The organism is Mycobacteroides sp. H001 (assembly GCF_001440005.1).
GTDB lineage: Bacteria > Actinomycetota > Actinomycetes > Mycobacteriales > Mycobacteriaceae > Mycobacterium > Mycobacterium gwanakae.
Window position 1 is genome coordinate 173,644 of the sequence record NZ_LJYH01000024.1, and the last position, 11,492, is coordinate 185,135.

Annotated in this window: 10 protein-coding genes; 6 read left to right on the forward strand and 4 right to left on the reverse strand. The window is 61.4% G+C overall.

Translation table 11 applies throughout. The features are described from left to right. Positions 1-3: 3 nt before the first annotated feature. Positions 4-1,419 carry a hypothetical protein gene (locus tag AOT83_RS07270; protein ID WP_057964636.1) on the reverse strand — a complete coding sequence of 472 codons (1,416 nt, stop codon included), beginning with the start codon at positions 1,417-1,419 and terminating at the stop codon, positions 4-6. 331 nt (positions 1,420-1,750) lie between these two features. Here AOT83_RS07270 and AOT83_RS07275 point away from each other — a divergent pair, with 331 nt between their 5' ends. Further along, on the forward strand, positions 1,751-2,530 hold the full coding sequence (locus tag AOT83_RS07275; RefSeq protein WP_057964654.1) for a methyltransferase domain-containing protein: 780 nt from the start codon (positions 1,751-1,753) through the stop codon (positions 2,528-2,530). 25 nt (positions 2,531-2,555) lie between these two features. Further along, positions 2,556-3,551 carry a sulfotransferase family protein gene (locus tag AOT83_RS07280; protein WP_232784678.1) on the forward strand — a complete coding sequence of 332 codons (996 nt, stop codon included), beginning with the start codon at positions 2,556-2,558 and terminating at the stop codon, positions 3,549-3,551. 30 nt (positions 3,552-3,581) lie between these two features. Here AOT83_RS07280 and AOT83_RS07285 read toward each other — a convergent pair whose 3' ends face one another. Both AOT83_RS07285 and AOT83_RS07290 read right to left on the reverse strand, forming a co-directional pair. Beyond that, entirely contained in the window at positions 3,582-4,367 is a 786-nt protein-coding gene (locus tag AOT83_RS07285) for a GAP family protein (RefSeq protein ID WP_030097530.1), read from the reverse strand. A 135-nt stretch (positions 4,368-4,502) separates the two neighbouring features. Continuing rightward, positions 4,503-5,297: a GAP family protein gene (locus AOT83_RS07290; protein ID WP_057964655.1), complete on the reverse strand. Its 795-nt coding sequence runs from the start codon at positions 5,295-5,297 to the stop codon at positions 4,503-4,505. 129 nt (positions 5,298-5,426) lie between these two features. On the opposite strand from AOT83_RS07290, the gene AOT83_RS07295 reads away from it, so the two are divergent. From AOT83_RS07295 to AOT83_RS07305, 3 genes are all read left to right on the forward strand, one after another. Continuing rightward, positions 5,427-6,407, forward strand: coding sequence for a class I SAM-dependent methyltransferase (locus AOT83_RS07295; RefSeq protein ID WP_057964637.1), 981 nt, complete (start codon positions 5,427-5,429; stop codon positions 6,405-6,407). Between the two features lie 314 nt (positions 6,408-6,721). Next, positions 6,722-8,002 carry a glycosyltransferase gene (locus tag AOT83_RS07300; RefSeq protein WP_057964638.1) on the forward strand — a complete coding sequence of 427 codons (1,281 nt, stop codon included), beginning with the start codon at positions 6,722-6,724 and terminating at the stop codon, positions 8,000-8,002. Between the two features lie 7 nt (positions 8,003-8,009). After that, positions 8,010-9,275, forward strand: a complete 1,266-nt coding sequence (locus tag AOT83_RS07305; RefSeq protein ID WP_030097526.1) for a glycosyltransferase — start codon at positions 8,010-8,012, stop codon at positions 9,273-9,275. A gap of 25 nt (positions 9,276-9,300) precedes the next feature. Here AOT83_RS07305 and AOT83_RS07310 read toward each other — a convergent pair whose 3' ends face one another. Then, entirely contained in the window at positions 9,301-10,704 is a 1,404-nt protein-coding gene (locus AOT83_RS07310; RefSeq protein WP_057964639.1) for a cytochrome P450, read from the reverse strand. Positions 10,705-11,244: 540 nt separating this feature from the next. Here AOT83_RS07310 and AOT83_RS07315 point away from each other — a divergent pair. After that, positions 11,245-11,475, forward strand: a complete 231-nt coding sequence (locus tag AOT83_RS07315) for an MbtH family protein (protein ID WP_030097524.1) — start codon at positions 11,245-11,247, stop codon at positions 11,473-11,475. Positions 11,476-11,492: the final 17 nt, after the last annotated feature.

Here is an 11,492-nt window from a genome sequence, read left to right on the forward strand (position 1 = left end):
CCGTCAGTGGATCTCGCCGATCAAACCGAAATCGGCCAGGGTGAGCTCGGCCAGCTCACGCAGGGACTCTTTGGTGTTCGTGGCGCCCGGCTGGTAGGCGCCGACACTGATGAAGATCTTGCCGTTGAGGCGCCCGGAGAGTATGAACATGCGACCACCTGTGCGCTCGAGTAGCTGTCGTCTCTCGCGTTGCCCGGTGGCTCGTGCGTTCTGGAAATCGGCGAGTGTTCCGGCGGGATAGCCGATCATTGAGCTGAGATCGCCTAGATACGAACAGAACACCGACTGATCGGGATCAGCGGGCATCCTGGCGACCATCCGTTGGAGCGTCCGTTTCGGTGCGAACGAGGGCAACCACAGGAGCTGCTTGGACTCGTCGGGCGTCTCCCTCAGGGCGGTCAGCGTCTGTTTGATGGCAGACCGGACATCGCGTAGATCCGTTGTGAGCGAGGTTGGGTCAATGCTGACGCGGGCATAGGAAAGTGCCATGGCACGGGTGTCGTCCTCAGTGCGCTCGCTGATCGGGATCTGCAGGGTCACGGTGCCGCCGTCTGCGCGTCGCCGTCCGATTCGCTCCCCGAACCGCGCGGCAAAGGCGGCGGCAAGCGTATGGCTCGCCCCGGCGAGGGCGTTCGCGCGGGCATCCCAGGCATCCAAGCTCACGTAGATCGTGAGGGCCGGTACGAGAACAACTTCATCGGCCTTGTCCGGCTCGACAGCGACGGGTCGAGGTGCCGGCACACGGTCCGATTCACTCCTATCGCGCGCCTGCTTTCGGCCGAGCTTCACCGCCGCCACCAGAGCTTTCGCGACCTGAGGTACGTCACGCGCGGTCTGTCGCGCATCCTGACCCAATGCTCGTAGCCGGGTGCGCGATTGTGGCAGAGGATAGCCAAGATCGCGGGTCTTGCCCAGGGCCGCTTCAACTATCACAAGCGCCAGCCCGAGTCCATCGATCAGATTGTGCGAGAGCACCAGGCTGATCGCGGTCGTTCCGTCGTCGAGAGGCTGGACACCGATATGCCAGCCGGGGCCTGCCTCGGGGTCGATGCGCATCTGCGAACGTGCATCGACCCAGTCGCTGAACTCGCTGCGGGGCCGTGCGTGTTGAACGACATCGATATCGGACGCCCCCCGGTCCTCCACCCAGCGATGCCGGGCGATCGACAGTGCGGGGCGTTCGATGCGTCGGCCCAACAGGCCCCGACCGAGATTGTGATGAAAGCGCCGCAACGCCTCGAGGTCGACGGCTTGGCTGTAGAGCCAGGTCACCTGAATGATCACGTTCATGCCCGCGGCGTGGTGCTCAGCCAATAGGGCCTCGTCTGCCAGGGCCAGCCGATTGTCCAGCCGTACAGTAGCTTTGGCCTTCTTCCGGTCGTCGAGAGACTTTCGCACCCGATGTAACTGCCCAGGCACCAGTCCGACTCCTTCATTCCTAGCCATGCGTTTGCGGTTCGCGTGGTGGGCGACAATGGGTTTGACGACGCGCGTGCTCCAGATTGCGGTGCACGCTGCGAGTTGCCCAGCCGAGCTTGATCAACCGAATTGATCGGGAGCCTAGCTGTTCGGTGGACATGTTGTGGCGAAATCTTTTTCGCCGCGGACACTGGAGTATCTGACGGACGCATGGACCCAGATCTAGGGCCTGGTACACAGATGAATAACTGCGTCGTCATTGCATTTTTCATGCCCTGCAGCGCATTTGATTTCACGACTGTCCTGCCGTACACCGCCGCTGTGATCCATGATGTTCTATGTGGAGAACAGAGCCCGCGATATCTCGTGCATGCCTCGGGGCGGCCCGGATGCTTCCTGGCTGGACAGGCGGTTACAGACCGGACGTCTGGAGTATCTGGACCGCGATGACGTCGATGATCTCAAGAGCAAGGTCATGTGCTCGCTCGATCGTGCGGGGCGGCGACGGTGGATAGGTATCCACGAGAAGTGTGCCCGCATGGCGCTGCGCGAGGTCGCCGATGTGAACTCTCCGAAGATCCTTGAACTTGGTGCTGGTCTTGGTGGATTGTCACGCAAGTTGTTGGACATGCACCCAGCGGCCCTGGTGACGATTACCGACATAGACCCCAGCTTCGTGGGCGCGGTGGCCGCCAGTGATCTCGGCAGCCACCCCCGCGCCACGGTGCGGGAGATGGATGCCACCGCGATCGACTCTCCGGACGGCCATTACGACCTTGCGGTATTCGCGTTGTCGCTGCACCATCTTTCGCCAGATCTCGCTGCTCGAGTGTTCGCATCGGGAACCCGTGCGGCGAGGAAGCTCTTGATCGTGGACCTGCCCAGGCCGCCGGTCCCCCTTCATATCGCGTTGTTGGCAGTGGTGCTACCCCTTGTCAGGCTCTCGCCACTGCAGCACGACGGATTCATCAGCTCCCTACGCGCCTACAGCCCGTCCGCGCTGCGCGCGCTGGCCCATCACGCAGATCCGGACATCGCCGTCGAGTTTCGGACTAGACGTGGGCTGGGCCCGACGGTGATGGTTGCCAGTCGCGCTGGGCAAAACGATTGAGAAACAGGGAAAAATTCATGATTCGATGTGCGGCAGTCAATTGCGTCTTGAGACGGGCGGCCTCGTGACCTCGGCTGGTCAGTCCCGCCCCGTGATTTTGTTTGTCATGGGTATGGCCCGATCCGGGACATCGGCGATAACCCGTGCTTTGTCCCTGTGCGGCGGCGCGCTCCCGTCAGCCCTGGCGGGTGCGAACCCGGCCAATCCACGGGGATATTGGGAACCACGCAAAGTCATCATCCTCAACGAGAGGATTCTGCATCGCAACGGCAGCTCGAGGTTCGACACGACGTTGCGTCTGCAAGAAAAAGGCGCGTTCGACGCTGGTGAAAGGGCAACCTGTATCGCCGAGATCCGGACATACCTGGGGACGTTGCCGTCGGCGCCAGTGATTATCGTCAAGGACCCGAGGATAAATCTGCTGTCGGATATGTGGTTCGAAGCAGCAGATCTAGCCGGTTTCGATGTCGCGACGGTGATAGCGGTGCGCCACCCAACGGAGGTCATTGCCTCGGTTGCTGCCCAGGCCGCCGCGTCGCCGGAGTTCTCGAGCGCGCTATGGCTCAAGTTCAATCTGTTGGCCGAGGCATGTACACGCGATGTGCCGCGGGTGTTTGTGGGGTACACGAACCTCCTCGAGGACTGGCGCCGGGAGATGAAACGTACTTCGTTAGCGCTCGGGCTCGACTTAGACGCCAGGGACGAGGCCGCGATAGAGGATTTCCTGGAAACCGGCCTTCGGCGCCAAAAGTACAGCGGGCCCGTCACAGAGCCCTTCGGCACGGACTGGATGTCGGTGGTGTACGAAACGCTCTGCGCGGCCGCTGCCGACGAGCCTTGGGAGCCGTCGGTATTGGACCAGGTTTTGGACGCGTATCGGACGAGCGAACGAGGTTTCCGGGCGATGCTCGAGGATTTCCAGCGATTCCACAAGCTCAGCCGGCGCACTCGCCCGTCGATGATGAAGTTGATCTACGAAGTCATGGCGACGGCCAACGGGCGCAGTGGGACATGGGCCTGACACGAGTGAATCTCGTATCGAGCCGTCTATTCAGGCAATACCGTTGACTACCTGAATCATTCCAGCGACTGAGAAAATAGCAATCAGCATCTGGCGCCGGTGTGCGAGTGCCCAGTCGTGCAATGGCCTCAGTACCGCAAGGGTTTTGGTAGGTGCAACGAGATAGCTGACGAGCGTGATCTCGACAACCGTGAACATTCCGAAGACGAATAGGATGACGGCGACGACCTGGGTACCGATCGGGGTGCCGGAGGCCACTATGGGAGTGAGTACGAAGATCACCAACATGGGCGGCGGTAGCCCGGCGAGGCCAAAAACGAACGCAACCCACAGGGCCCCGTCTTCCCAGGCCTTTTGAAGGCGGTAGAGAAGTCTGCGGAACACCGAACCACCCGCCGCGGCCTCGCTCTGGGGCGTGCCGAACGGCGATGTGATGTGGTGGGCCATATCCGAGTCGTGTGGCTGAGCGGAGGTGTCGCCTGCCATTGCGCCCACGCGTGACCGCTCACGAAGTGACCGTACGACCATCAGTGCGGCTATCGACAGCATGAGGACGCCCATGCTGAGGTTGACGAGCCGCGTGGTGATGCTGTTGCCCGGTGTGGCCATATTCTCCACAAAGGTGCGAAACGACGGCGCTATGTGCAGCACCATCAGCGGAATCAGTAGGCCGGCAAGACTGACGATTGTGCTGCCGATCCAGTATGCCGCCAGATTCTGTACCGGCTGAGGGCGCGAGATCATCAAGACGATGATGGCAAGAAGTACCGGATTGACCGCGAACATGATCGCCATCGCGAGCAGTAGACCCCACACGGCCCGGAACACTACCCAGGTGGGCGCAATTTCTCGGCAGAATTGGGAACCGAGTGGGCCGGCAACCCCCCCGAAAGAATTTGGCGAACCGTTGTGCCCGAATGAATTTCGCGCAAGTATCGGGCTTTTGGTTCCTCAGATACCTCCCAGGCCGTGAATCAGAAGTGATATCCCAGCCACTATGCACATGGCTACCAGAATCTTTCGACGATGAGCCAACGCCCAGTCATGCAGCAGTTGCACAACCACTTGGGTTTTCGCGGGCGCGACAAGATAGCTGACCAGGGTGAGCTCCACGATCGCCAGCACCCCGACGATGAAAACGGCAGCCACGGTGATCTGTGTCCCGAGTGCGGCACCGGAGGTCACCAGAATGGCGATAAGGAACAGGCCCGCGTCGGGCTCGATACCGCCGAGGAGCAGGCCGATCAGGAAGGCGACCCATAACGAACCGCTCTCCCAGGCGTTGGTGGCCCGGCGCACCAATCGCTGGAGCAGCGAGCCGACGTCAGTCGGCGCGTCTCCCGCGCGCCCCAGGATCCGCGAGATCGGGTTCTGGGTAGGAAGATTCGTCTGGGGGGCTGCCGCGGTTGCACTCGTTGCTCCCTGAAGCTGGAGCTGGCGGCCACGCAGCAGTGGCCGCGATGCGATGAGTGCGGCGACAGACAGTGCCAGCACTCCCATGCCGAGTTGGACGTGCCGAATGGTGGGGCTTCCCGCCACACCTTGTGCGAATGATCTGAACATCGGTGTGACATGCAGAAGTGTCAACGGAACCACTACGGCGGGGATGCAGCCGATGAGACAGCCCGCCCAGTAAGTCAGCAGATTCTGCACAGGCTGCGGCCGCGAGATCACGAGGAGGGTGATGCCCAGTCGTATCGGATTCAGGGCGACCAATACCACGAGCGCTAGCACCGATCCCCACACGTACAAAGACACTACGCGGTAGGTTCGTCGTCTGGGGTTCCTTTGAAAGCTGTTCTGTGGCGCCCGGTCACAAGCCCATGGCAAGCAGTGCACGTTCTCCGGACCCAGAGTCTCGTAGGGGAGATGTGAATGACGGCGGTTACCAGTACATGCCGACTGTGCGGCTCGACGGGTCCTCATCGAACCCTTGAGATACGCGAAATGATGTTTGGCACCCGTGAGGTGTTCGAGTACTTCAGTTGCGCCGCGTGTGACACGTTGCAGATGGTCGACGTGCTGCAGGGCGAAGAGCTCATGCGGCATTACCCGCAGACCTATTACTCGCACAACGGATCGGCCCAGCCGAAGGTATTTCAATGGTTGGTCACGCAGCGCGACAGATTCAAATTACGCAGTGGTGGAAGAGTATTCGGTTCTGTTATGACCTCCCCCATACCGGAGGGCATCTTCCGAGTGCTGCTGGGCGGGGATGCTGTCAAGATGCTCGCCGGGCTCGGAATTGAACGTGATGCGCGGATCCTGGATGTTGGATGTGGAAGCGGCGCGCTGCTCGACAGGCTGGCACGGGTCGGCTTCGTCAGCCTCCTCGGCGCGGATCCGTTCATCGCCGAAGATGGTGAGTCACGTGAACGTATACCGCTCCTGAAACGCTATTTATGTGACGTACCAGGTGAATTCGACCTCATCATGTTCAACCATTCGCTCGAACACATGCCCGATCCGGTGGCCACACTCGAGGTAGCGTCCAAGAAGCTGGCCGTCGGCGGCACATGCCTGGCCAGGGTGCCCACAACGTCATCGGAGGCGTGGTCCATATACGGGGCTGACTGGGTGCAGGCCGATGCGCCTCGGCACATGGTCATACCGTCGCGTCAGGGAATGGCGCTCGCTGCCGAGCGTGCCGGTCTGCGAGTGGATCAGACATTTGACGATTCAACTTTCGGTCAGTTCACCGGGAGCGAGGCCTATCGGGATGATGTTCCGGTCACCGACCCCAAGATCCTTCGCATGTTCCGTCCCAAACAGATCTGGGAGTGGGAGAAGCGGGCCACGCAGCTCAATCAGCAGAACCGTGGTGACCAGACCGGCTTTGTGCTGCGGCTCAAATGATCTGAATCTGTACGTCTTGTCTAGAGATGCGATCGTATTCCTTTGCTACTCAAACGATTCAGGTCAATTGAAGGCGACCCGACGAGCGCCGATGATTCCGGCCAGACATCTTTGGATTGTCGCTGGAGTTGGCCTGCAGCGGCCGAGGATCATCCACAAGGTCCGCCCCGGCACGGGAGGCTGTTGAGGTACTGCCCAAATCTCTTGAATTGAAAGACGATAACGGAGGCACCGGGATATGCTGCCGGGCGGTTGAGCTGTGGCGAGGCTCCCGCTCTCATTCCGCAGGAACACTGGATGTGAAGGGCTCTGCGATGAAATTCGTACTGTCATTCTATGGCACACGCGGCGATGTGGAGCCGGGCGTGGCCGTCGGCCGCGAGCTCCTACGCCGTGGGCATGAGGTACGCATGGTCGTTCCGCCCGACCTAGTCGGCTTTGCGGAGGCGGCCGGACTCTCGGCGGTCGCCTGTGGACCAGATGTTCGGGTATGGCAGGACGTGAATCGCGACTTCTGGGCGCGCTTCTTGCGGAATTTCTGGAAGAACTTCTGGCGCATCCGGGATCTCCGGGAGCTGCTCCGTGAAGACTGGCGATTCTTGGTTCAGTGTTGGGAAGACGTCAGTACAACACTGAGATCGCAGGCGGCGGACGCCGACCTGCTTTTCACGGGTGTCCTCGGTGAGGAGTCGGCCGGTAACGTCGCGGAGTACTACTCCCTTCCGTTCGCCACGCTGCACGTGTTTCCGATTCGCGCGAACGGCCAGCTCGTCCCGGGACTACCTGCGCGGCTTGGCCGGTCGATTATGCGGCTGTCTGAGTGGCTGGGCTGGCCAATGTTCAAGAGGCTCGAGGACCCACAGCGTCGCTCGCTGGGCCTCCCCAAGGCCACCGGACCTTCGCCGTGGCGGATCGCGGAGCGTGGTTCTTTGGAGATCCAGGCCTACGACGAGGTCTGTATGCCTGGTCTGGCCGACGAATGGGCCCAATACGATGGTCGACGGCCCTTCGTCGGTGCACTGACACTCGATCTACCAACAGATTCCGATTCCGAAGTGGCCTCGTGGATAGAGGCGGGAAGACCGCCCATTTGCTTCGGCTTCGGCAGCATGCCCGTCGAATCTGCCGCCGAGACACTGGGCATGATTAGCGCGGTATGTGATCAGTTGGGAGAGCGGGCGCTGGTGTGCGCCGGCGGAAGTGATTTCAGCGGTGTCTCACTTTTCGGGAACGTCAAAGTGGTTGCCGCGATGAACTACACCGCGGTCTTTCCAGCATGCCGCGCGGTGGTGCATCACGGCGGCGCCGGCACCACCGCCGCGAGTCTGCGGGCTGGAGTCCCCACGTTGGTTCTTTCGACAGATCTCGATCAGACGCTGTGGGGAGCGCGGGTAAAGCGACTGAGAGTGGGTACCGCCCGCCGCTTCTCGGCCACCACCGAGAAGACTCTGCTCGCCGACCTGCGGACCATCCTCGACTCGCAGTACGTCAGGCGGGCCCGCGAGGTCGCTACCCGAATGACCGGAGTCGCCGAAAGCCCGGTGACCGCCGCCGATCTGCTGGAAGATTTCGTCCGCCTCAAGCGGGCCGGCTGATGCCCCGATGAAGTTTGTACTGGCGAGCTACGGGACGCGCGGCGATATCGAGCCGTGCGTCGCGGTCGGCCGTGAGTTGTTGAGTCGGGGCCATGACGTGCAGATGGCCGTCCCACCCGATCTCATCGCCTTTGTGGAAGCGGCCGGACCTACCGCGGTCGCCTACGGCCCGGATCTGCAGGCGGTTCTGGACGCACATCGCGATTTCTGGACGCACTTCTTTCGTAATTTCTGGAAGGTCCGAGAGCTGATCAGAATGCGCCGTGAGGTCGTGGAGCCCTTCCTGCAATGTTGGAAGGACATCGTCGCGACGCTGACATCGTTGGCGCAGGGAGCTGACGTGCTCTTTACCGGCGTCAATTTCGAAGACGCAGCGGGGAATGTGGCGGAGTACTACGACATTCCGCTGGCCACGCTGCATTTCTTTCCGTTGCGGGCCAACGGGCGGTTCCTACCTTTTCTGCCCGCGCCGTTGGGCCGATTGACGATGAGGCTCGGCGAGTGGCTGGCATGGCAGAACGCGAAGAAGGTCGAGGGGGTACAGCGCGGTGAGCTGGCGCTGCCGCGAGCCACGGCGCCCTCACCGTGGCGAATCACCGCACGTGGATCGCTGGAGATCCAGGCCTATGACCGGGTCTGTTTTCCTGGCCTCGCCGAGGAATGGGCGGAGCATGAGGGCCGGAGGCCCTTCGTCGGTGCGCTGACAATGGATTTACCAACAGATTTCGATGATGAGGTGGCTTCGTGGGTCGCTACCGGGACGCCACCGATCTTCTTCGGCTTCGGCAGCCTGCCGGTGGAATCTGCCGCCCAGACGCTTGCGATGATCAGTTCGGCGTGTGAGGAGTTGGGCGAGCGGGCGTTGGTGTGTTCTGCCGGTTCTGATTTCAGTCAGGTGCTGTCCGCAGAGAACATCAAGGTGGTGGACGCGATGAACTACTCAGCGGTCTTTCCGGTCTGCCGCGCAGTGGTGCACCACGGCGGTACCGGGACAACCGCTGCGGGCCTGCGGGCAGGCGTTCCCACGTTGATTCTCTCCACAGACCTCGATCAGACGTTGTGGGGTACACGTGTCAAACGATTGAAAGTGGGTACCGCCCGGCGTTTTTCGACCACGACCGCGAAGACGTTGGTGACCGACCTACGCACAATTCTCGAACCGCATTGTGTGGATCGCGCCAGGGAGGTCGCCACCCGGATGACCAGGCCCGCTGAAAGTGTCATGGCCGCGGCAGATTTCGTTGAAGGCCTGGCCAGGAGTAGTCGGCGGTGACCGAGTCCGATCCGCGAGGGTAGGTTCACCGCCGGGGGTCGGCCGACTGCGCCGTGCCATGAAAGCCAGCAGGACACCGTGGTGGAGCTGCGGGCGCGCAGTCCCTGATCGCCTGAACCTCGATGTACCCGCCACGGTGTGGCACGAATGTGACGTGTTTTGCCTGCTGCTTCTCATCGGGCGCGGTGGTGGTGCTCAAGTCGACCCGGCGCAGGATCTCGCGCAGCACTACTCGCATTTCGACCATCGCGAAGGTGGCGCCGAGGCAGCGGCGATTGCCGCCGCCGAACGGCAACCAGGTGGTTGGACTCTGCGTGGTGCCGAGCATTCGGTCCGGATCGAAGCGGTCTGGATCCGGATACACCGTGGCACTCGCGTGCACGAGTCCGATGGCCGGATCGACCATGATGCCTGCCGGTAGCCGATAGCCGCCAATCTCCACGGGCTCCTTAAGCACCCTGCCCGAGCTGAAGATCACCGGGCGGATTCGTAGCGTCTCCTTGGCGACGGCGTCGAGGTACTCATCGCCGGCGGGATCCCCTGCTGCGCTGGCATCGGCGGCGTGTACAGCCTTGGCCAGCGCGGCAGGGTGCCGTGTCAGCCGCTCCAGCGCCCAGGCCAGTGCGGTCGCGGTGGTCTCATGTCCGGCCGCGATGGACGTCAAAAGGTGATCACGCAGTTCTTGGTCGGACATCGTGCGGCCGTCATCGTCGGTGGCGCTGACAAGCATGGCCAGCACATCGGTGCGCTCGTCCAGGTTGGGGTCAGCACGACGCTCGGCGATCTCCGCGTAGAGCAGAGCATCGGTCTCTGCCATCCGTCTGCCGACCTCCCGCCATGGGAAATACCGCCGCAGGCGACGATTGGTAATCGCCGGGGTTTCCCACGGCTTCATGTAGAGCAGACGCGGCACCACCTTGCGCAGTGCGGCTAGCCGTACCGGGTCGGTGGCGCCGATAACTGTTCGCAGGATCACCTCGAGTGTGATCTCTGTGGTGAACGGGGCAACGGGGAAGCTCTGACCAACCGGCCATTTGGTTATGTTTGCGGCAGCGATCTCTGTCATCTGAGTCGTCTGGCGCGCGACGGCATCACGATGAAAGGCGGGCATGAGTAGGCGACGCTGATCGTGGTGTTCGTCCTCGTCGAGCACGAACAACGAGCTGTCACCGAGCAGGCCACGGAAAAACCAGTGTGCCTCTCCGGAATGAAAGACCCGCGGGTCGCCAGCGTAGACCTTCTTGATATCGGCCGGATCCGCCAGATATACGACCTTGCCCGACAAGGGAATACGCAGTGTGAACACATTGCCATAGCGGCGCTGACAGCCGGCGAGAAAGCGCAGACCATAGGCCGCCATCAATATGGATTGCGCCACCAATGGGAGTGGAGGTCCGGGCGGTAGTACCGGTTTCGCGATTTTGCTCACTGTGCGCGATCCTAAGCAATAGTGGGTATGACAGCTCATATGCCGATGGTCCCGGCCGTCACTGGCGCGAGTTTGCCTGTCGCGGAGAGTGACTCAGTTCGAGACGCTACGGTGCCATCCAACGGTACGAGTGTTGCGGCGGGTACGCACGTACTTTCGGAAGTCGGGTACTTCGTTGGCGTGGAGGCTCACCCAGGTTTGTCGACTGCGATCTTCACACCACATATTTGGTCACGTACGGTACCTCGTCGGACGTCAATCGATGCGTGCCAGGGGCTGTACAGCAAACTATGAGACAACTGACCTCATCTGTGCCGTGGCCGTGGCGTCAAGCTGTTCACGCCCGGTTTGGTCACGGCTAGCAGCCAATTCGTCTCTCCTGAGGCTCACATGTTCGGCAATGTCGGACGGTACATTCACGCCTGAACTGGCCAGTAGCAAGTATCGGCGATTTCTCTGAAAACACGCACTCGCCGCGATCTCTCGGTTAGTTTTAGAACAGGTTCCACTTATCGTGCGTGGATGGTGTCGGGAGAATCGTTGAGTATCAATCCATTTGATGACGACAATGGCAGCTTTTTCGTTTTGGTCAACGACGAGGAGCAACACAGCTTGTGGCCGGCCTTTGTCGAGGTGCCGGCCGGTTGGCGGGTGGTTTTCGGTGCGGCGGACCGCGCCGCCTGCCTTGACAACATAGAGCAGAACTGGCCGGATATCCGGCCAAAAAGCCTGCGCGAGAGGGTGGCACAGGGTCGGACTGTTGATCATTAAGCAGTGGGTGGGGACCA